Origin of the sequence: Nonomuraea sp. NPDC001636, from assembly GCF_040298265.1 — a bacterium.
GTDB lineage: Bacteria > Actinomycetota > Actinomycetes > Streptosporangiales > Streptosporangiaceae > Nonomuraea.
The window spans coordinates 91,639-112,059 of sequence record NZ_JBEOZT010000005.1 but is presented as its reverse complement, the minus strand read 5'-3'; the positions used below and the strand labels follow the sequence as shown (position 1 = coordinate 112,059).

Annotated in this window: 18 protein-coding genes; 8 read left to right on the top strand and 10 right to left on the bottom strand. The window is 71.8% G+C overall.

What is annotated here, in order from left to right; all coding sequences use genetic code 11:
• The first annotated feature begins 35 nt into the window (after window positions 1-35).
• Window positions 36-458 carry a hypothetical protein gene (locus tag ABT158_RS12660; RefSeq protein ID WP_352352890.1) on the top strand — a complete coding sequence of 141 codons (423 nt, stop codon included), beginning with the start codon at window positions 36-38 and terminating at the stop codon, window positions 456-458.
• 15 nt (window positions 459-473) lie between these two features.
• On the opposite strand, the gene ABT158_RS12655 is transcribed toward ABT158_RS12660, so the two are convergent.
• The 9 genes from ABT158_RS12655 to ABT158_RS12615 all read right to left on the bottom strand — a co-directional run bounded on the left by ABT158_RS12655 (window position 474) and on the right by ABT158_RS12615 (window position 13,638).
• Window positions 474-1,325 carry a hypothetical protein gene (locus ABT158_RS12655; RefSeq protein ID WP_352352889.1) on the bottom strand — a complete coding sequence of 284 codons (852 nt, stop codon included), beginning with the start codon at window positions 1,323-1,325 and terminating at the stop codon, window positions 474-476.
• Between the two features lie 170 nt (window positions 1,326-1,495).
• Complete coding sequence (locus ABT158_RS12650) at window positions 1,496-3,982, bottom strand: penicillin acylase family protein (protein WP_352352888.1); 2,487 nt, start codon at window positions 3,980-3,982, stop codon at window positions 1,496-1,498.
• Between the two features lie 119 nt (window positions 3,983-4,101).
• Complete coding sequence (locus tag ABT158_RS12645) at window positions 4,102-5,412, bottom strand: CysS/YqeB C-terminal domain-containing protein (RefSeq protein WP_352352887.1); 1,311 nt, start codon at window positions 5,410-5,412, stop codon at window positions 4,102-4,104.
• A 16-nt stretch (window positions 5,413-5,428) separates the two neighbouring features.
• Window positions 5,429-7,273 (bottom strand): sigma factor-like helix-turn-helix DNA-binding protein, encoded by a 1,845-nt coding sequence (locus ABT158_RS12640; protein ID WP_352352886.1) that lies wholly within the window; start codon window positions 7,271-7,273, stop codon window positions 5,429-5,431.
• A 48-nt stretch (window positions 7,274-7,321) separates the two neighbouring features.
• Complete coding sequence (locus ABT158_RS12635; RefSeq protein WP_352352885.1) at window positions 7,322-9,142, bottom strand: UvrD-helicase domain-containing protein; 1,821 nt, start codon at window positions 9,140-9,142, stop codon at window positions 7,322-7,324.
• 6 nt (window positions 9,143-9,148) lie between these two features.
• Window positions 9,149-11,212 carry a hypothetical protein gene (locus tag ABT158_RS12630; protein ID WP_352352884.1) on the bottom strand — a complete coding sequence of 688 codons (2,064 nt, stop codon included), beginning with the start codon at window positions 11,210-11,212 and terminating at the stop codon, window positions 9,149-9,151.
• 226 nt (window positions 11,213-11,438) lie between these two features.
• The gene (locus ABT158_RS12625) at window positions 11,439-12,215 is read right to left on the bottom strand and encodes a class I SAM-dependent methyltransferase (RefSeq protein ID WP_352352883.1); all 777 of its coding nucleotides are present in this window, start codon (window positions 12,213-12,215) and stop codon (window positions 11,439-11,441) included.
• A gap of 101 nt (window positions 12,216-12,316) precedes the next feature.
• Window positions 12,317-13,288, bottom strand: coding sequence for an ABC transporter substrate-binding protein (locus ABT158_RS12620; protein ID WP_352352882.1), 972 nt, complete (start codon window positions 13,286-13,288; stop codon window positions 12,317-12,319).
• Between the two features lie 119 nt (window positions 13,289-13,407).
• Entirely contained in the window at window positions 13,408-13,638 is a 231-nt protein-coding gene (locus ABT158_RS12615; RefSeq protein ID WP_352325366.1) for a putative acetyltransferase, read from the bottom strand.
• Window positions 13,639-13,743: 105 nt separating this feature from the next.
• Here ABT158_RS12615 and fdxA point away from each other — a divergent pair, with 105 nt between their 5' ends.
• From fdxA to ABT158_RS12600, 3 genes are all read left to right on the top strand, one after another.
• Entirely contained in the window at window positions 13,744-14,070 is a 327-nt protein-coding gene (gene fdxA, locus ABT158_RS12610) for a ferredoxin (RefSeq protein ID WP_106240826.1), read from the top strand.
• A gap of 94 nt (window positions 14,071-14,164) precedes the next feature.
• The gene (gene dapC, locus ABT158_RS12605) at window positions 14,165-15,235 is read left to right on the top strand and encodes a succinyldiaminopimelate transaminase (RefSeq protein ID WP_352325367.1); all 1,071 of its coding nucleotides are present in this window, start codon (window positions 14,165-14,167) and stop codon (window positions 15,233-15,235) included.
• A 78-nt stretch (window positions 15,236-15,313) separates the two neighbouring features.
• A complete protein-coding gene (locus tag ABT158_RS12600) occupies window positions 15,314-15,988 on the top strand; it encodes a DUF4178 domain-containing protein (protein WP_352352881.1) in 675 nt (224 codons plus the stop codon).
• A 30-nt stretch (window positions 15,989-16,018) separates the two neighbouring features.
• Here ABT158_RS12600 and ABT158_RS12595 read toward each other — a convergent pair whose 3' ends face one another.
• Entirely contained in the window at window positions 16,019-16,876 is an 858-nt protein-coding gene (locus ABT158_RS12595) for a hypothetical protein (protein WP_352352880.1), read from the bottom strand.
• On the opposite strand from ABT158_RS12595, the gene ABT158_RS12590 reads away from it, so the two are divergent.
• The 4 genes from ABT158_RS12590 (at window position 16,875) to ABT158_RS12575 (ending at window position 20,383) form a co-directional block, all read left to right on the top strand.
• Window positions 16,875-17,693 (top strand): 2,3,4,5-tetrahydropyridine-2,6-dicarboxylate N-succinyltransferase, encoded by an 819-nt coding sequence (locus ABT158_RS12590; RefSeq protein WP_352352879.1) that lies wholly within the window; start codon window positions 16,875-16,877, stop codon window positions 17,691-17,693. The two genes, ABT158_RS12595 and ABT158_RS12590, sit on opposite strands and share 2 nt — an antisense overlap.
• Window positions 17,693-18,748 (top strand): succinyl-diaminopimelate desuccinylase, encoded by a 1,056-nt coding sequence (dapE, locus tag ABT158_RS12585; RefSeq protein ID WP_352352878.1) that lies wholly within the window; start codon window positions 17,693-17,695, stop codon window positions 18,746-18,748. The genes ABT158_RS12590 and dapE overlap by 1 nt, the downstream gene beginning before the upstream one ends.
• Before the next feature lie 238 nt (window positions 18,749-18,986).
• On the top strand, window positions 18,987-19,787 hold the full coding sequence (locus ABT158_RS12580) for an LOG family protein (protein WP_352352877.1): 801 nt from the start codon (window positions 18,987-18,989) through the stop codon (window positions 19,785-19,787).
• A gap of 11 nt (window positions 19,788-19,798) precedes the next feature.
• The gene (locus ABT158_RS12575) at window positions 19,799-20,383 is read left to right on the top strand and encodes an LOG family protein (RefSeq protein ID WP_352352876.1); all 585 of its coding nucleotides are present in this window, start codon (window positions 19,799-19,801) and stop codon (window positions 20,381-20,383) included.
• Window positions 20,384-20,421 lie beyond the last annotated feature (38 nt).

Sequence of the window (20,421 nt, the reverse complement as noted above, 5' to 3'; positions counted from 1 at the left end):
TTCCGACTTGTCAAGATTGGTCAAGACTGAGACGCATGAACAGACGCCATCGGTTCCGGCGGGCGGTGAACTATGTGAACCTCGCCACCCCGCTCGGACTCCTCATCTCGATCGTCGGCGGCGCGGCCCGCCGGCCCGGCCCCGACGGGCTCATCCTCGCCTTCGGCTACCGCTACCGCTTTCCCGTCGCGGGCGCGTTCACGGTGGGGAACGTCGTCCTGACCAGGCAGGACGAGCTGGACGACCGGCTCATCCGGCACGAAGCACGGCACGCCACCCAGTGGGCCTGCTGCGCCGGGCTGCCGATGCTCCCGCTCTACCTGCTGGCCATGCTCGTGTCGGTGGTCGTGTGCGGGCATCAGGCGTCGTACAACGTGTTCGAGCGGCTGGCCGACCTGGACGACGGTGGCTATCCGCGCGCGCCCGTGCGGTGGCGGCGGCGACGGCATAACGGCTGACCCATTACCCCGTCCTCAATGTTTCGCCTGGCCGAGGCGGGGGCTGAACCGGCCCAGCGCGACCGCCGCGATGGCCAGGGCCGAGATCGTCCCGGCTGACAACACCGATGCTGTGGACGGCCCCACGACCGCAACCCCCGCCACGGCCAGGCCGGAGACCAGCGCGGCCACCGCGACGTACGCCCAGGTGGCCAGGCGTACGGCCCGCAGCCGCGCGCCCTCGGACGGGAGCGTGCGGGACAGGAGCCAGGACAGGGCAGGCAGGAGGAGCACCCCGTGCATGAGCACGGCGTGGGCCGGTTTGAGCGCGGTGGCCACCGTGTAGGCGAGCTGCTGGTCGCCCGTCATCACCGCCACGACGCCACGGGCGATCATCACGCCGCCGAAGACCATGGACGCCAGCAGCGTCGCGAAGCCCGCCCGCACCGCCAGACGGGTGCTCGGGGCGATCTCCGGCGCCGGGCGGAAGGCGGCGACCGTCATGGTGATCGCGATGACGATGAGCGTGATGCCGAACGCGGCCAGCGTGCGGGCGATGGCCGTGTCGAGGGGGGTCTCCATGTTGAAGTGGGACGGCACCCCGCGCCACGCCTGAAGCGTGATCAGCGCCACCTCGACCGTGGAGGCCACCGCGAACGCCCCGAGGACGAACGCACGGGCACGCAGCCGTAACCACTGGGACACCCAGGTCAGGGTCAGCACGCTCAACCCGAACGACACCCCGAACGTGAACGGCTTGCGCCACGACACGGCCCCCTCCCACGGGCCGCCGGCCACGAGGAGCACGCCCAGGTGCGCCAGGCCCACGAGCAGGAGGAAGACCCCGACGGAGTACCAGAGGCGATCGGAGTACCGGAGGCGAGTCATGCGGCCATGCTGACAGCGGCCGGGGGCCCGGCGCGTCGGACCGCGGTCTGGCCTTCGACTACGACCACGGTCGTACACCGGACGGACCGCCCTACCCCCGCCGGCCCGTCCTCCAAGAAGGACGGGCCTCAGAGAGGGAGGACGCCCTCAGAGAGGGGCGGAGGGGAAGGTCAGGGCGTCAGGGTGAGGGTGTGGACGGCGGCGTTCTTGACCGACTCGGGCTTGGAGTACATCGGGAGCAGATCACCCCGAGCCCACGCCTCGGCCTGGTCCCAGTAGTTGTCGTGGAAGGCGTGCCCCGAGGCGCCCGTCAGGTTGATCCAGCGGGACTTGTCCAGGTCCGCCAGGTCGACGACCATGCGCATCGACGGCACCGCCGTGACCCCGTACCCCTTCTGCACGTTCCACCCGGTGGCGTTCACCGCGTCCTTGTTGCCGGGCACGGCGAACGGGCCGCGGTTGAACAGCGCCTCCACGGGGGCGAGGCCCGACGTGCCGAGCGTGCCGTTGACCAGTTCGAGCTGGTGCAGGTCGCCCCACTTCCAGGACCTGACGTCGGTGCCGAACAGCTCCGACAGCTCGTGGTAGGCCGAGGCCATCGCCTGCCGCAGCATGTCGTCGCGGGTCTCGGTGAGGTTCTTGGTGGTCACGTCGTCCCAGAAGGGGTCGTCGGGGGTGGTGAGCAGGTTGGCGACCACGTCGTACCAGCGGTCGCCGCCCCCGGGCCACACCTGCTCGGGCAGGTCGTCGTCGAACGTGAGCATGAGCAGGTGCCGCCACACCGCGTTGTAGTAGGCGGCGGGGGCGGAGTCGAGCCCCTGGGAGTGGTCCCACGTGCGCAGCAGCTCGCGGGCCTGGCGGGCGGGCCCGGCCAGGTCCACCCGCAGCAGCGCGGGCACCAGCGTCCCGGCGAACTCGTTGGAGGTGTCCTGCTGGATGTCCGACATCGTCCCGGCGTCGATCTTGCCCTTGCCGATCGCGGACTCGATGAGCTCGCGGATGCGCTGGGAGCGGTAGCCGTAGGACCAGTCCTTGGTCAGCAGCGGCTGGTAGCGGCGGGGGTCGATGACGGCGTTGTTGGCCGTGACGACGAACCCCTCGGCCGGGTCCTCCACCGTGGGCAGCTGGTCGTAGGGGATGGGCGCGGCCTTCCAGTCGTACTCGCCGGTCCAGCCGGGCACCGGCCAGGCGCCGTCGCCCTTCTCCCGTACGGGGATGCGTCCGGGGGCCTGGTAGCCGATCTTGCCGCTGGTGTCGGCGTAGATCAGGTTCTGGGACGGCACCTCGAACAGCGCCGCCGCCGAGCGGAACTCGGGCCAGTCGCCCGCCTTGTTGAGCGCGAAGATCGCGTCCACGGTCCTGCCGGGGGTGAGGGCGGTCCATTGCAGGGCCACGGCGTTCGCCTCGCCGCTCGGCCGGGCGTCCGTCATCACCTCGTTGATCAGCGGGCCGTGCCGGGTGCTCTTCACGGTGATCGTGACGGGGTCGCCGCCGGCGACCTTGATCTGCTCCTGCCGCGTCTCCAGCTTGACCTGCTCGCCCTTGTACAGGTACGTGTCGCCGTCCACCTTCTCCAGGAAGAGGTCGGCCACGTCCGGCCCGAGGTTCGTGAACCCCCACGCGATCTTGTCGTTGTGCCCGATGATCACGCCGGGCACGCCGGAGAAGGTGAACCCGGTGACGTCGTACGGGCACTGCTCGGACAGCTTCCTGCAGTGCAGCCCGGCCTGGTACCAGACGGACGGCATCTGCGGGGACAGGTGCGGGTCGTTGGCCAGCAGCGGCTTGCCGCTGGTGGTGTGCGCGCCGGAGACCACCCACGAGTTGGAGCCGATGCCCTCGCGCTCCTCGCTGCTCATCGTGCTCGGCACGGCGTCGAGCGTCGCGGCGGCCTGGGAGAGCGCGCGCACGCCGCCGATCCGCGGCTCGGCCTGCTGGTCGTAGCGGCCGTGGGAGAGCGCGCCCTCGCCGACGATCGGGGAGTGGCGGTCGTACGGGTAGCCGGGGTAGAGCTGTTCGACGCGCTCCTTGGGCAGCTTGGTCAGCGCCAGGGCGCGGTCGATCTCGTCCTCCATGTTGGAGCGCAGGTCCCACGCCATGGCCTTGAGCCAGGCGACGGAGTCGACCGCGGTCCACGGCTCCGGCCGGTAGTCGCCGTTCTGCAGCTTGAGCACCGAGTATTCGAGGCTGCGGTCGGAGGCGTTGGGGTTGGCGTCCAGCCAGGCGTTCACCCCTTTGGCGTACGCGGCCAGGAAGTCCTGGGTCTGCCGGTCGAGGCCGGGCAGCTCCTGCTCGGCCACCCGGCGCCAGCCCATGGTCCGCAGCGCCTTGTCGTTGCCGAGCGTGGCCTTGCCGAACAGCTCGGAGAGCCGTCCGGCGGTGGTGTGGCGGCGGAAGTCCATCTCGAAGAACCGGTCCTGGGCGTGGACGAAGCCCTGCGCCATGAACAGGTCGGCCGCAGTGTCGGCATAGATATGCGGAATCCCCGATCTATCGCGATAAATCTCGACCTTCTCGGTGAGTCCGGGCAGCCGCAGCGTCCCGTCCACCTGCGGGAACGACTTCCGTACCGTGTACACCAGGACCCCGGCCAGCACGAGCGCCAGCACGAGAAGCACGGTCAACACCCGGGCGAACCACCGGAAAGGCCACGGCATCCACGCAAAGGGTCTCACCGATACCTCCATCTTGCCGAACTGGAACAAGTCTGGCAGTACCGGCTCACTGCTCCGGCCGTTTCAGGTGGTCGGAGCGGCCTCGCGCGGGGAGCTTCCGGTCAGAGGGCCCAGCTCTGTCCCTCTGGGGTGTCGGTGACGCGAACCCCCAGGTCGGACAGCTCGTCCCGCAGCCGGTCGGCCGCCGCCCAGTCGTTGGCCGCCACCGCCCGCTCCCGCTGCGCCAGCAGCTCGCCGGCCCCGGCGGGCGGCACCCGCGGCTTGCCGATCTCCGTGGACAGGTCGAGCGCCAGCACCTGGTCCAGGTGCAGGAACGTCTCGAACTTCGAGCCGGGCGCGACCGACTCGTCCAGCTCCAGCTCCCGCAGGACGGCCAGCGCCCCCGGGGTGTCCAGGTCGTCGTCGAGGGCCGCCCCGACGCGCTCGGCGTACGACGAGGCCATGGGCGCGCTGGGCGACTCCGACCACTCGGCCACCCGCGCCCGCCACCGCCGCACCGTGCGGTCGGCGGCCCGCAGGACGTCCCAGGACAGGTCGAGCCGCTCCCGGTAGCGGTGCCCGAGGAAGGCCAGGCGCGCCGCCAGCGGGTCGAGCCCGGCCGCCACCACGTCGGACAGCAGCACCGCGTCGCCCGCGGATTCGGCCATCTCGCGCCCGTCGAACAGCGGGCGCTCGCCGTGCACCCAGTGGCGCACCACCTCGTGGCCGGTCGCCGCGTCCGACTGGGCACGCTCGGCCTCGTGGTGCGGGAAGCACCGGGCGGCGTCGCCGACGTGCAGGTCGATCCGTTCGCCGAGGAAACGCAGCGACAGCGCCGAGCACGCCACGTGCGGGCCGGGCAGGCCCCGGCCCCAGGGCGCGTCCCGGCCCTGGTCGCCGTCGGCGGGCCGCCACAGGGCCCAGTCGGCGTGGAAACGTCTGTGCGGATCGGCGGCGTCGGTAGGGTCGGTGGGGTCGGCGGGCTTGAGGTCGTCCAGGCGGGTGCCGGAGATGTCGCCGTACGCCGGGAACGTCCGTACGTCGAAGTACACCGAGCCGTCCGGCGCCGGGTAGGCGTGCCCGCGCTCGACGAGCCCGGCGATCAGCTCGATCATCAGGTCGACCGTCTCCCCGGCGCGCGGCGCGTGCTCCGGCGGACGCAGGTTGAGCGCGGCCGCGTCGTCGACGAACGCCTCCTCGTGGGCGCGGGCATGCCCCCCGGGACCTCCGAGGTCGGCGACGTGCCGGCAGGCCACGACCCGGGTACGCCGCCCCTCCAGGACCCTCCTGACCAGGTCGGACAGCACGTACGCGCGCAGGTCGCCCAGATGGACGCGGCGGTGCAGCGCCGGCCCGCACGTGTACACGCGCACCGCCCGCCCGCCCGAGATCTCCTCGACCTGCCTGGCCCGGGTGTCGTGGATCCGCAACATCACCCGAGCCTAGCCCTCACCCGCCGAGGAAGCCGAGGATGTCCCTGTCCCCTCGCTCGCGCAGCCTGGCCAGCACCTCCTCGCGGGTGGCCGTGTCGGGCAGCCCGATGCGGGCCCCGATCAGCCGCAGCCCCTCCATCTCGGAGTGCACCGGGGCGGTGTAGCCGATGAGGTAGAGCGCCCGGTTCAGCGGCGGCATCGCCACGGCGGCCGCGGGCAGGTAGCGGGTCAGCAGCTCGCCGCCGTCGGAGACGGTCAGGAACACGTGGTCGCCCTCGCTCGCCTTGAAGTCGGCCAGCACGTTGCGGATCGACCCCATGGTCGGCTGGTTGTGCCAGCTGATCACCACGTCGCCCGAGGGCGTCGAGGCGGTCAGCGACCCGCCGGGAGCCATGCCCAGGTAGGCGGCGAACCCGGTCGGCAGGGGCGAGCCCGACCCGCGCAGGTGCTCGGCGTTGACGTCCACGCGGTGCCACCACCGTCCGTCGCGGGAGCGGAAGCTGCGCCGCGTCTCCGAGACGTCCTTGCGCGGCTGGTACGGCTCCGACTCCCCGGTCGGGGACGTTCCGGCCACCCTGATCCAGCCCCGCTGCGTGCGTTCGAACCCGGGACCGCCCGAGTAGGCGCGCACCGAGCTCTCGCTCACGTCGTAGCGGGAGGTCAGGTTCGTCACGATCGTGCTCACCGAGGCCTCGCCGCCGGCCCGCTCGATCTCCCTGGAGATCATCTCCCTGATGCCCAGGTACTCGTCGCCGCCCCACCTGGTCAGCCCGTACTTGTTCCGGTCCACCCGGCGGAAGCGCTCGTCGGCGGTGAGCTGGTTGCGGATGCCGACCAGGCTGTAGTCCTCGCCGATGCGTTCCTGGATCTCCTCGGGCGACAGCGGCGTGCCCGCCACCGCCAGCACCGCCTCTGCCTTCTCGTTGATGCTGCGCGGCCAGGGCACCACGTGCCGGCCGAGCACCCGGAGCTGCGGCACGGCGAGGATCCACCGCTCGGCGACGTCCTCGCGGACGCCGAGCTGGGCCACCATGGACACCGCCTCGTCGAGCGGCCGCGGCCCGTCGGTGAACAGCTGCCGCGTCTTCTCCCGCAGCTCGTCGGCCCCGCCGGAGACCAGCCACCCGTCGGCCTGCTCGTAGCCGGTCAGCAGCGTGCGGACGAACCGCCACGCGGGGATGCCCAGCGTGCGCAGGTCGCCGCGGTGCCACGGCACGGCGGCGGCGAGGTCGTCGGCCGGGACCGCCGACCCCAGCCTGCCCCTCAGCCACGTCACGTGCGCCACCAGCCCCGCCGCCTCCGGCGAGCCCAGCCAGGCCTCCACGTGGTCGCGCAGGTCCCGCTCGATCTGCCTGATCCGCTCGCGGGTGACCGAGAAACGCTGCGCCAGCTCGTCGAGCGTGGCGCGCTGCGCCGCGTAGAGCCGGTCGCGGGCGATGGCGCGCTGACGGTCGTCGAGCGCGGCGAACACCGCGTCGATCAGCTCGGGAAGGGGCTTGTCGGGCCGGGCCGGGACGGGCAGGGCGGCGGGCGCGGGTTCGAGCAGCCGCTCGAACACACCGGTGAACAGCTTCTGCACCACGTCCTTGCCCAGCGACTCCGGCGTGCGCTCGGCCTCGGCGGGGTCGGAGAAACGCAGCAGCGGCAGGATGTCGCCGAGCAGCAGGTGCCCCCAGCAGGCCACGGCCAGATCGGCCAGGTGACCCGCCACGGTCTGCGTCCCGACGATCGCGCACGCGCGGTCGAGGGGGATCGCCTGCCACCAGGCCTCGGGCAGCTGGGGCTCCTCCACGATCGGCGCGATCTGACCAGGGGAGGTCCAGCGCAGGGGTGGCGCGAGGTCGCTCAGGCTGAGGTTCATTGAGGTCCAACCGGCAAAGGGAAGATATCCGCAGTTCAGACTATGTGATCAGGGGGACAGAAATGGGCTCCCCCTTCCGGAATGCGAGATATAGAGCATCGTTCGGGCCCGTGTGCAGGCGACGAACAGTATGCTCCGCTCGCGTTGCAGCGCCCGAGCCCGCGCGGCCGGGTCCTCGGGCAGCGGTCCGGGCACCACGCCCTCCGCCACGCCGACGAGCGCCACCCGTTCGAACTCCAGGCCCTTCAGCTGCTGGAAGGTCGCCACGCGCACGTCCAGCCCGTCCAGCGCCTCCCGGGCGGCCCGGACCAGCGTGGGGGTGCGCGCCCCGACGGCGATCTCGCCCTCCGGCACGCCGTCCGCCAGCCAGCCGCCGACCGTGGCCCGCAGCCCGGCCAGTTCGGACTCGGGCGTGTCGTACGCCCGGACCACCGGCCGCCGGCCGTTGTGCGTGGCGCGGTAGCCGAACAGCTCGGCCACGCCCTTGACCAGGCCGTTCGCCGGGCCGCCGCCGCGCAGCCGGACCACGTAGGACAGGATCTCCTGCGGCAGCCGGTAGGAGATGCGCAGGTCGTGCTGGACGGCCGGGATGCCCACCGCGCCGAGCGCCACCCGCGTGTCGGTCACCCGCTGGTGCGGGTCGCCCACCACGAACAGGTCGTCGTGCGCGTGCGGCGCCGCCGCCCGCAGCAGCCGCCACTGCGCCGGGCTGATGTCCTGCGCCTCGTCCACCACGATGTGCCGGTACGGCTTGCGCCCCGGCTCCACGTCGTCAAGCAGGTCGCCGGTCGTGATCGACAGCAGCCTGATCGCCTCGTCGGTGAGCTGGGCCAGCGACCGGGCCCCCGGGCCGACCAGGGCGGGACGGCGTCCCTCCGCGCCGGCGACGATCCGCACGGCCAGGCGCTCGGCGTTGTCCACCTCGACGCGCTTGCGCACGGTCTCGTCATCGATCAGCACGTCCAGCCGGCCGGTCAGCTCCTCGGCCAGGCTCTGCGAGAACGTCACCAGCAGCACCGGGCCGCTGCCCCGCGCCGCCAGGTGGGCCGCCCGGTGCAGGGCGATGATCGTCTTGCCGGTGCCCGCGCCGCCCACGACCAGCACCGGCTGCTCGTACCGTCCGGCCCTGGCCAGCCGGTGCTGCGTCGGGTGCAGGAACGTGCACCAGTCCGGGGCCCCGAGCACCCGGTCGAGCTCCACCTTGTCGGCGGCGAACACCGCGCGGTCCGGGCTGCGCAGCAGCGCCGCGTGCAGGTCGTCGGGGTCGATCGCGCCCGTCTCCTCGTCGCGGGCGCGCCAGTCGTCCAGCTCCCGCCACGCCTCCGACAGCGTGCCGCCCCTGGCCAGGACGGCCAGCGGCGCGTACTGGGTGGGCGGCAGCAGCGGTTCCAGCGCGGCCACGTCGGCCTCGGTGGAGATCAGCCGGACCAGGGGCAGCGCGTGCACGTCGATGCCGAGCGCCAGCAGGTCACCGTCGCAGATCTGCTCGAACAGCCGCGAGGGGCGGGCCGACCTGCGTAAGGCGGGCTCGACCCGGTCCAGGGTCTCGGCGTCCCACTCCTCGACGACGCCGATCACCGGGTTGACGCCGTACCGGTGACGCTGGGCGTACGACCACGCCTCCGGATCGGGCCGCACGGTGAGCAGCCAGTAGACGTCGCGCTGCCGGACCACCACGCCGCGATGCCCGTCGGCCAGGCGCAGCGTGGCGACCTTGGCGTCCCGGCAGCCCCGCACCCGCTCGGGGTGCGGGGCTCCGGACACGTTCAGCAGGAACCGGCGCAGCGCGACCACGGCGTCCCTGCGCACCGGCTGAGCCAGTGCGCCGAGCTCCCCTGGAAAGTCGGGGCCGATCGCGAGCCGCGGCACGGGCGGTCAGTCCAAGAGGGCGAGCAGGTCGCGGTCGCCGCGTTCGCGGAGCCTGGTGAGCAGGTCGGGCAGCCCGACGGGGCCAGTGAGCCCGATCCTCGTCGCGATCACCCTGGCCGCCTGGTCCCGGGTGCCGCCCGGCGCCGTGTAGCCGACCAGGCGCAGCGCCTTGGTGATGCTCTCGGCGTTCTGGGCGGCGACCGGCAGGTGACGGGCGCGCAGGACGCCCTCGTCCGACAGCGTGAGGAACAGGTGGCCGCCCTCCTTGGCGCCGACGTCCACGAGCAGGCGCTCGATGGACTCCAGCACCGGCCTGCCGTGCCAGGTCATGGTCAGCTCGCCCGCCGCGCTCCTGACCGCCCGGCTCTCACCGGGGGACAGGCCCAAATAGGCCGCGAAGCCCGTCGGGAGGGCGCACTCGCCGCCGGCCAGCTGCTCGGCGGTCACGTCGATCCGCAGCCACCAGCGGCCGTCCGGCTGGCGGAAGCAGCGCCTGGTCTGGGAGACGTCCTTGAGCGGCTGGTACGGCTTGTTCTGCTCCGCCCCGCCGTTGCCCTCCGCGGGCGGCGGCGGGACCGGCGTGAACGCCTGGAACTGCGGCGGACCAGGCAAACCGGCCGGACCCGACGGACCCGACGGACCGGGCGGACTGGCCGGGGGCGGCGGCGGTGGCATGGGTGGCGGCGGCATGGGAGGCGGCGGCTGCATCGCGGCGAACGCCGAGTGTGGCTGCTGGAACTCCGCCGGCGGGTTCGGCTGCGCGGGCAGCGTGGCCAGCACGAACTGCCAGGCCGGCACCTCCAGCGCGCGGATCTCCCTGGCGTGCCAGTCGGCCGCGCCGATCAGCTGCTCCTTGGGCGCGGCCGGGCCCAGCGTCCTGCGCAGCTCGTCCAGGTGGGCGCGGTACGGCGCGGCCTCCTCGCTGGCCAGCCACTGGTCGAGACGGACGCGCAGCTCCTGCTCGGTGGCGGAGATGTCGGCCGGGGGGACGGCGAACAGCTTGGCCAGCTGGTCGACCGCCGAGGGCTCGTCGGTGAAGACGCGGTTCTGCGCCACGGCCCAGCTCTTGTCGTCGAGCCCGGCGAACGCGGCCTCGATCAGCTCGGACAACTCCGCGCCGCCCTCGGCGGGCTCGGCGTCCGCCTCGTCGGGTTCGGCGTGTCCGGCGTCGGCCTCGGGCTCGGCGTCGGCCTCGGGCTCGGCGTCGGCCTCGGGCTCCGCGTCGGCCTCGGAGTGCTCGAAGTCGGCCTCGGGCTCAGCCTCGGGTTCGGGTTCGGTGTCGTGCTCGGGGTGCTCGGCGTGTGCCTCGGGCTCGGCATGCTCGGGGTGCTCGGCGGGCGCCTCGGGCTGGGCGGCCTCGGCCGGCTCCTCCTCCCGCCCCTCAAGGACCTCAGGGACGTCGGCGGGGCTGCCGAGGTCGGCGGGTTCGCGCCGTTCAGCCTCCTCGTCGTGGCCGTCCGTGGCGAAGGGCTCCGGCTCGCCGCCGATCCCCTCCGCCTCCAGCGCGGCCGCCTCAGCGGCGGCGGGCTCGGGCGCGGGCTCCTCGGCGGCGTCGAGCACGGGCTCGGCCTCGGGCCGCGGCACCTCCTCGACGACCGGCTCGGAGTCGGCGTCGAGCACCCGCTCGCCGCCACGGTCGGCCGCCTCCTCGACGTCCTCCGCGGCGGCCCCGCCCTCAGGGAACGCGGGCTCGTGGGCGGGCTCCGCCGCCACGACGGCCTCCGCCGGGGCCGCGAGAGCCGCCGGTACGTGCGCCTCGCCCTGCCGCCCACCCGCGTACGGATGCGCCAGCCGGACGAGCACCGCCCCGAACAACGTGTTGAGCACCGGCCGGGCCTGGATGAACGGCTGGTCCACCAGCTCCCGCCCGGTCAGCGAGAGCAGCCCCGTCCACGACCCGGCACGGTCGAGCGCGATGGCGACGGCGGGCTCGTCGGCCTCGTCCGGGTCCAGGACGTGCAGAGCCGGCAGGACGTCGCCGACGGCGGCGGCCGGCCAGTGCTCCAGCGCGATCTCGGTCAGCAGCTCGCCCAGCGACTCCGGGCCGATGGCTGCGAGCACCAGCGGCATGGGCAGGCTTCGCCACCACGCGTCCGGCAGATCCGGCTGCCCGGTCAGTAGCGTGATCGTCGACGCGTCGCTCCACCTCAACGGTGGCACGAGGTCGCTCAGGCAGAAGTTCATCCCGTTCCGTTCACCAGCCCCTCACGCCGCCGGAGCGGCGCAGCCAACATCTCGCCGCCCACGGAACAGACCATAGTCCGGCAAAACAGCCCTACGCATCATGCACTACGCATCAGCGCCGAACAGCGGCAAAGCGTAGACGCACGTAGTCGGCCATCCAGCCCGTCTCCCTCCGCAGGGCGGGCGCGGCCAGTTCGTTGACCCGTCCGAGCAGGGGGTCCACGATCTCCGGCGGCAGTCCTTCGAGCACGGACGAGGCGAACATGCGCACCCAGTCGGCGGCCCCGCCGGGGCACTCGTCGAGCGGCGTCGGCCGGTCGAAGTACTCCAGCAGCCGGACCACGAAGCCCTCCTGCTCCAGCCGGCGCGCGTACTCGGCGGGCGTGGGGAAATACCATGGCAAATCGGGCTCGCGCAGGCCGTACTCGCGCCAGGCGGTCAGCATCGCGGCGGTCAGCTCCGCGCAGTTGCCCGCGCCGCCCATCTCAGCGACGAACCGGCCGCCCGGCTTCAGCGCCTCGCGGACGTTGGCGATCACGGTGGCGGGGTCGCGGCTCATCCAGTGGAGCGCCGCGTTGGAGAAGACGGCGTCGTACGGGTCCACCACGGTGAAGTCGTGGCCGTCGCCGATGATGAAGTCGATCCCCGGGTACTGGGCCAGCGCCTTCTCGATCATCGCGGCGGAACCGTCGATGCCCAGGACGTCCGCGCCCCTGAAGGCGATCTGCGCGGTCAGCACCCCGGTGCCGCACCCGAGGTCGAGCACGCGCTCCCCGGGCTGCGGGTCGAGGAGGTCGACCAGCGGCGCGCCCTGGGTGGAGACGTACCCGAAACTGCTGTCGTAGGCGCGACTGTTCCACCGCTCCAAGCTCGGTGCGTCGTATCGCAAGACGATCAGCTCACATTCGTCAGACATCGGGCCCCCGTGGCCGTGCTGTCCGTTCACTTTAGAGCCTGATCGTCTCTACGACATATCAAGTCACAACGGACTCATCCCACGCTCTTGCTCCATTCCCGCTTGAGGTACGCCTTCGCCGCGTCCGTCTGCGGGATCGTCATGAGCACGGGCGGGCCGGCGGCCTTGGGCAGCCGGGCGGCCTGCTCGGTGTCGAGCTTGCCCTTCATGAGCATGGCCTCGCCGCGCGCCGGACGGGCGTAGCCCTTCTGCAGCAGGTTCTGGCCCTCGTCGGAGAACAGGAACTCCTGCCACAGCCGGGCGGCGGCCGGATGCGGGGCGGTCTTGCTGATCGCCTGGACGTGATACCCGCCGAACGGCGCGTCGCGCGGGATCGTCACCTCCCAGGAGTCGGCGTGGTCGGCGCTGCGGGCCGCGTTGAGGTGGTCCCAGTCGATGATCACGTTCGCCTTGGCCGGCTCGACGAGCTGCCCGGCCTGCTTGAGCTTGGCGAAAAGGTCCACCCCCTGCCTGGCGTCCGGTTTGGCCCCGGCCTTCATGGACGCGGCCATCACGCCGCCGAACGCCGCCGCCGAGCGCAGCGGGTCGCCGTCGAGGGCGACGCGGTAGCCGGGCTTGAGCAGGTCGGCGAAGGAGGCAGGGGCTTTGACCTCGCGCGGGTCGTAGCCGATCGACATGTAGCCGCCGTACGCGCCGTACCAGGCCCCCTTGGGGTCCTTGACGAAGTCGGGCAGGTCCTGCCAGCCCGTCACCTTGTACGGCGCGAACTTGTCGGCCCCGTAGACGGCCATGTCCAGGGTGAGATCGAACACGTCCGGCTTGAGCTGGTCGGCGGCGTCGAGCTCACGCTTGCTGCTGGCGCCCGGTTCCAGCTCGTTGACCTTGATGCCGTACTTGTCGGCGAAGGTGTCGATGATCTCGCCGTAGTTCACCCAGTCGTGCGGCAGGCCGATCACGGTGAGCTGGCCCTCGCGCTTGGCGGCCTCGGCCAGGCGCTCCATCGTGCCGAAGCCCTGCTTCAGCGAGGCGGCCCGGACATTGAGCACCGGAAGGTCCTTGGACCCCTCGGACGCGGACGGCGATGTGGACGCGCCGCATCCGGCGCTGGCGAGAACGGCTGCTACGGCGGCGCAGATACGTACGGTCACACGATGAATACTTACCGTTACTTCGCCCGAGGTCGAGGAGGCGCGACCGGAACGACCTTGGCCGCGACCAGCGATTCCTCGTCGATCTCCACCAGAGTGCCGTCCCGCTTGCGAACCCGCAACACGCCGTCCGTCCAGGATTCGAGCACGCCGACGGCGTCCCGAAAGCCCTCTGGGACGCGTCTTCGAGTGGTGATCCGTGCGCCTATGTCCTGAGTTGTGATGGCGACGACGAGGCGTGCGGCCATGAGTTTGCCACCCTCCGTTTCGGCCAGCTGGCAAGCACGGCAATACTAGGGCGTAGCAAACCGCGGTCAGAGTCATGCCATGGTGCGGAGAAAAAGGAGCTCGAGGTGACCTACGTCATCGCGCAGCCTTGCGTGGACGTCCTGGACAAGGCGTGCATCGAGGAGTGCCCCGTCGATTGCATCTACGAGGGCGAGCGCATGCTTTACATCCACCCCGACGAGTGCGTGGACTGCGGCGCGTGCGAGCCTGTGTGCCCCGTCGAGGCCATCTTCTACGAGGACGACCTTCCCGAGCAGTGGAAGGACTTCTACAAGGCGAACGTGGACTTCTTCGAGGACCTCGGCTCGCCCGGAGGCGCCTCGAAGGTGGGCAAGATCGAGAAGGACCACCCGGTGGTGGCCGCGCTGCCGCCGCAGGGCGAGGACCACTAGCGAGTCGCGTGCGCCGGGGCCGTCCACGTCGGGCGGGCCCCGCGCGCCCGCGTCCGCGGCAGGCGTGTACGGCCCCGAACGACCCTGGAGAACCGTGAACAAGCTGCCCGACTTCCCCTGGGACCGGCTCGAACCGTACAAGGAACGCGCCCTGGCGCACCCCGACGGCATCGTCGACCTCTCGGTCGGCACCCCCGTCGACCCGGTGCCCGAGGCCGTCCAGCAGGCGCTGCGCGATTCGGCGGACAGCCCCGGCTACCCGCTGACGCACGGCACGAAGGCGCTGCGCGAGGCCGCCGCCGGCTGGCTGCGGCGCCGCCACGGCGTCACCGTCGACCAGCAGGACGTCCTGCCGCTGATCGGCTCCAAGGAGTTCGTCGCCTGGCTGCCCACCTATCTCGGCGCCCGGCGGGTGGTCTTCCCCGAGCTGGCCTACCCCACCTACGACGTGGGCGCCCGGCTCGCCGGCGCGACCGCCACCGCCTCCGACAGCACGCTGTCGGTCGGCCCCGAGCACGTCGACCTGCTCTGGATCAACTCCCCGGGCAACCCGACCGGGCGCGTGCTGCCCGCCGAGCACCTGCGCAAGGTGGTCTCCTGGGCGCGCGAGCGCGGCACGGTCGTGGCCTCCGACGAGTGCTACATCGAGCTCGGCTGGGAAGAGCAGCCGGTCTCCGTCCTCCATCCCGACGTCTGCGGGGGCTCCCACGAGGGGCTGCTCGCCGTCCACTCGCTCTCCAAGCGCTCCAACCTGGCCGGCTACCGGGCCGGGTTCGTGACGGGCGATCCCGTCCTGGTCAAGCGGCTGCTGGAGACGCGCAAGCACGCCGGCATGCTCATGCCGAAGCCGGTCCAGGACGCGATGACGGTCGCGCTCGGCGACGACGCGCACGCCGAACGCCAGCGCGAGCTGTACTCCGCGCGGCGCGCCGTGCTACGTCCCGCGCTGGAGCGGGCGGGGTGGACGATCGACCATTCGACCGCCGGTCTGTACCTATGGGCGTCTAATGGGCAGAACGCGTGGGATCAAGTGAGTAAGCTTTCCGAAATCGGGATTTTGGTCGCGCCGGGAGACTTCTACGGATCGGCTGGTGGACGGCACATCCGCGTCGCGATGACCGCCACCGACGAACGCATCAGTGCGGCCGTGCGCCGCCTCCAGTAGGATCGCCCGTCGTAACGCACGGACAAATTGAAAAAAAGGCGTCTGCCGAGACAGACCGCGAGTGGAGCGAGCTGACGGATGAGCATGACCTCCATGGTCGTACTCGGGCTGAGCATCGCCACCGTCCTGTTGTTGCTGGGGGCGTTCCTGGCCACCATGCGGCAGGACAGGAGGGGCCGGTCGAGCGCGCCGCCGCCACCGGCCGAGGTCGCCCCGGTCGAGGCCCCGCTGCCGGCGCCGGTCGAGGCCCCCGGGCATGCCGGCACCGACTACGCCGACCCTCGCACGATCCAGGTCGCCGACCGGATCGAGGTGCACGGCTCCCCCTACCGGGTGCTCGGCGCGATGCACGTCTCCTGGCAGGGCCGGCAGTGGATCGAATACCTGCTGCGCGACGTCGCCCGCCGCCGCCTGTGGCTCTCGGTCGAGGTGCGCGAGGGCAAGGCCGCGGGCGAGGCGTCCCATCTTGAGGTGCTGCTGTGGACCGAGGTGCCGACGCAGGGCATGGTCCCGGCCAAGAGCATGCTGATCATGGAGGGCGTGGAGTTCTTCCCGATCCAGCGCGGCACCGCGGCCTTCAGGAGCGAGGGCGAGACCGGCAACCCCGAACGCGGCCTGCTCGACTTCGCCGACTACCACGCCTCCGACGGCCGCCTGCTCTCCTTCGACCGCATCCAGGGCCACGCCTGGAGCGCCAGCTACGCCCAGCCGTTGCCGCCGGGCTCGATCACCATCGTCACCCGCGCCACCTGAGGTCCGTCCGGCAGGGGGCGCGGCCGGCGGTCAGGACAGCTCGACCTCGCGGTCGCCGGCCTGGCCGCCCTTCTTCCAGCCGTCCGCCTCGACGTCGTTGACCCAGGTCGCGCCGCTGTAGCCGACGCGCCGCAGCTGGTACTTCTCCGCGTACGCCACCGACCAGGACGCCACCAGCCAGCCCCGCTTCTTCGTCGTGATCGCCGGGTCGCCGAGCGCCCTGGCCAGCTGCTTGCGCGCCTCGGCGGTCCTGGCCTGCGGCGCGGGCGTCTGCTTGGGCGGCGGATACCAGCAGTGGACGGACTTGGGCACCCGGCCGGTGAAGGCGGCGGCCAGGATCTTGGCGTCCTGCTCGTGCTGCGCGTACGCGTAGCCGCCCGCCGACCGCTGCACCTCCTGAGCCGCCTCGGCCAGCGGCAGCTTGCGGTAGTTCTTGACCTTCACCAGGGCGGCGAAGAACTTGTTGCTGGCGTAGACCGGGTCCATCAGCTGCTTCTTGCGCCCCCAGCCCTGCGACTCGCGCTGCTGGAACACGCCCACCGAGTCGCGGTCGCCCCAGGACAGGTTGCGCAGCTTCGACTCCTGCAACGCGGTGCCGTACGCGATGACGACGGCCCGCTCGGGCAGGCGGCGGCGGGCCGCGACCGCGGCGATGGTCGCGGAGACCTGGGCCTGCTCCGGATCGAGGGTCAGGACGCCCTCGGGGGTGCGCACCATGCAGTAGGCCTCCGGCAGGACCAGCGGCGTCGCCCGCTTGAGCAGGAGGTAGAGCCCTACGGAGACGCCGACGGCGAGCACCACGACGATGATCGCGATGGTGATGACTCCACGGGAGAAGCGCAGGCGCACCCTGAAGAACCTACCCGGCCGGATAAGCTCCGTGGCCATGAGTCACGTGATGTCCCCGGTGGTGGACGAGCTGTGGGAACGACGCGCGGAGCTGTCCCCGGCCGACGTGGAGGCGCGCATCCAGGTGGTCGGCGCCGTCGACCTGCTGGACAGGGGCGAGGCGCGGGTCGCCCGCCTGGTCGGCGGCGAGGTCGTGGTGGACGAGCGGGCCAAGCGCGCGATCCTGCTCGCCTTCCGGCTGCTGGGCATGGCACGTTCCCAGGTGGGCGACTTCCAGCACCACGACAGGGTGCCGCTCAAGACCTCCTTCGAGGGGGTGCGGGTGGTGCCGGGCGCCATCGCGCGCTGGGGCTCGTACCTGGCGCCGGGGGTGGTGCTGATGCCGTCGTTCACGAACATCGGCGCGTACGTGGACTCGGGCACCATGGTCGACACCTGGGCCACGGTGGGCTCATGCGCCCAGATCGGGAAGAACGTGCACCTGTCCGGCGGAGTGGGCATCGGCGGCGTCCTGGAGCCGCCGGGCGCGGTGCCGGTCGTCGTGGAGGACGACGCGTTCATCGGCAGCCGCTCGATGATCGTCGAGGGCGCGCGGGTGGGCCGGGGCGCGGTGATCGGGGCGGGCACGATCCTGTCCGGCACGATCCCCGTGATCGACGTCCAGACGGGTGAGGAACTGGCCAGGGGCAGGGTGCCCGACTGGTGCGTGGCGGTCGGCGGCACGCGGCAGAAGGAGTTCCCCGGCGGCACGTTCGGGCTGCCGTGCGTGCTGGTGATCAAGCGTCTGGAGCCGGAGCAGCGGCACGACAAGGCGGCACTCAACGAGGTGCTGCGCGAACATGGAGTGAACACCTGATGCTGGACCTGACACAGGACGTACGCGCGCTGACCGCCGCGATCGTGGACATCGAGTCGGTGAGCGGCGACGAGAAGCGCCTGGCCGACGCGGTCGAGCAGGCGCTGTCCGCGCTGCCGCACCTGAAGGTCGACCGCTCCGGCGAGACGATCGTGGCCCGCACCGACCTCGGCCGGGCCGAGCGGGTGCTGATCGCGGGCCACCTCGACACGGTCCCGGTCGCGGCCAACCTGCCCAGCCGGGTGGAGGGCGACCTGCTCTACGGCTGTGGCACCTCCGACATGAAGGCGGGCGTCGCGGTCGCGCTGAAGCTGGCGGCGACCGTCCCGGCCCCCAACCGCGACGTGACGTACGTCTTCTACGACTGCGAGGAGATCGAGGCCGAGCGCAACGGCCTGACCAGGGTCGCCAGGGACCACCCCGAGTGGCTGGCGGCCGACTTCGCGGTGCTGATGGAGCCGACCGACGGCGTGATCGAGGGCGGCTGCCAGGGCACCCTGCGCGCCGACGTCACCGTGACCGGCAAGCGGGCCCACAGCGCGAGGTCGTGGTTCGGGATCAACGCCGTCCACGGCATCGAGCCGGTGCTGGCCAGGCTCAACGCCTACGAGGCGCGGCTGCCGGTGGTCGACGGGCTGGAGTACCACGAGGGGCTCAACGCGGTCGCGGTGCGCGGCGGCGTGGCCGGCAACGTCATTCCCGACGAGTGCGTCGTCACCGTCAACTACCGCTTCGCCCCCGACCTGACGGTCGAGCAGGCCGAGCAGCACGTGCGCGAGGTGTTCGAGGGCTACGAGGTGAGCTTCCTCGACGCGGCGTCCGGGGCGCGGCCCGGCCTGACGCATCCCGTGGCCGCCGCCTTCGCCGCCGCGGTCGGCGGCACCCCGCGCGCCAAGCTGGGCTGGACGGACGTCTCCCGCTTCTCCGCGCTCGGCGTCCCGGCCGTGAACTACGGTCCTGGCGACCCCAACCTGGCGCACCAGCAGGGCGAGTACGTGTCGCTGCCGAAAATCACGGAGAGCGAGCGGGCCCTGGTCGACTGGCTGACAAAATGAAAGTGGCTTTCCTCGCCGGCCATTTGGCGGGGAAAGCCACTTTCAGTCCCGAGCAGCACCCTCGGCAGTTAGACGCAGGGGGGTCGAAATTCGGTTCCCTGCTTTTCCCAAGATTTTTTCGGCGCCTTCATCTGGCCTTCGACCTGGGCGTTCATCCTCGAAGTGCCCGCTTCGGCGGGCGCGGCCGGGGGCCGGAACGGCGCCGCGGGCCGGTACGGAGAGGACTAGCGTGACCACCATGGAACAGAAGCAACGAGCCGAACGCCGTCAGGGGCAGGCGGTCGTGCGCGGGAGTCTCGTCCCCAGCTCCACCCACGACCAGCGGCTGCTCGACCGGCAGGGTCCCTCCGACTGGGTGCACATGGACCCGTGGCGGGTGCTGCGCATCCAGGCCGAGTTCGTGGAGGGGTTCGGTCAGCTCGCCGAGCTGCCCGCGGCGATCACGGTCTTCGGCTCGGCCCGCACCCCCGAGGGCACCCCCGAATACCAGATGGGCCGGCGGCTCGGCCGGGCGCTGGCCGAGTCCGGCTACGCGGTGATCACGGGCGGCGGCCCCGGCGTCATGGAGGCGGCCAACCGGGGCGCCTCCGAGGTCGAGGGCGCGGTCTCGGTCGGGCTCGGCATCGAGCTGCCGTTCGAGCAGCGCATGAACGACTACGTCGACCTCGGCATCGAGTTCCGCTACTTCTTCGTGCGCAAGACGATGTTCGTCAAGTACTCGCGCGGCTTCATCGCCCTTCCCGGCGGCTTCGGCACGCTCGACGAGCTCTTCGAGGCGCTGACGCTGGTCCAGACCCACAAGGTCACCTCGTTCCCGGTCGTGCTGATGGGCTCGGAGTTCTGGGGCGGCCTGCTCGACTGGATCAAGAACACCCTGCTCGGCACCGGCAAGATCGCCGCCCAGGACCTCGACCTGATCTCCGTCACCGACGACCCCGACGAGGCCGTGCGGATCATCGCCGACTCCGACCGGGCCCGCTCCCGTCAGCGGGAGGAGGAGCTGGAGGCCGCCGCCGCCCAGACCGCGGAGCCCCAATAGGCTGTCGGCCCGTGAACATCTGCGTCTTCTGCGCCTCCAGCCTCCGCATCGACAGGAAGTACGTCGACCTGGCCCGGGAGGTGGGCGCCGAGCTCGCCAGGCGTGGTCACACGCTGGTGAGCGGCGGCGCCACGGTCTCGTGCATGGGCGCGGTCACCTCCGCCGCCCGCGCCGCCGGCGGGTTCACGGTCGGCGTGATCCCGCAGGTGCTGGTGGACATCGAGGTGGCCGACACCGGCTCCGACGAGCTGATCGTCACCGACGGCATGCGCGAGCGCAAGGCCGTCATGGACGCCCGCTCCGACGCCTTCCTCGTGCTGCCCGGCGGCATCGGCACCCTGGAGGAGCTGTTCGAGATCTGGACGGCGCGGGTGCTCGGCATCCACGACCGCCCGCTGGTGATCCTCGACCCCTGGGGCCTGTACGAGCCGCTGCGGCAGCTCGTCTCCGGCATGCACGCCGAGGGCTTCACCCGGGCCGACGTCTTCGACGCGATCTCCTGGACGACCACGGTCGAAGAGGCGTTCGCCCACCTCGAAGCGCGCGCGCAGCCGGTCCGTCCGAGCGTCGCCGAGCTGGGCGAGGCCACCGGCTGAGCAGCCTGCCCCGATTGCCCGCACTTGTGGTGGATCGC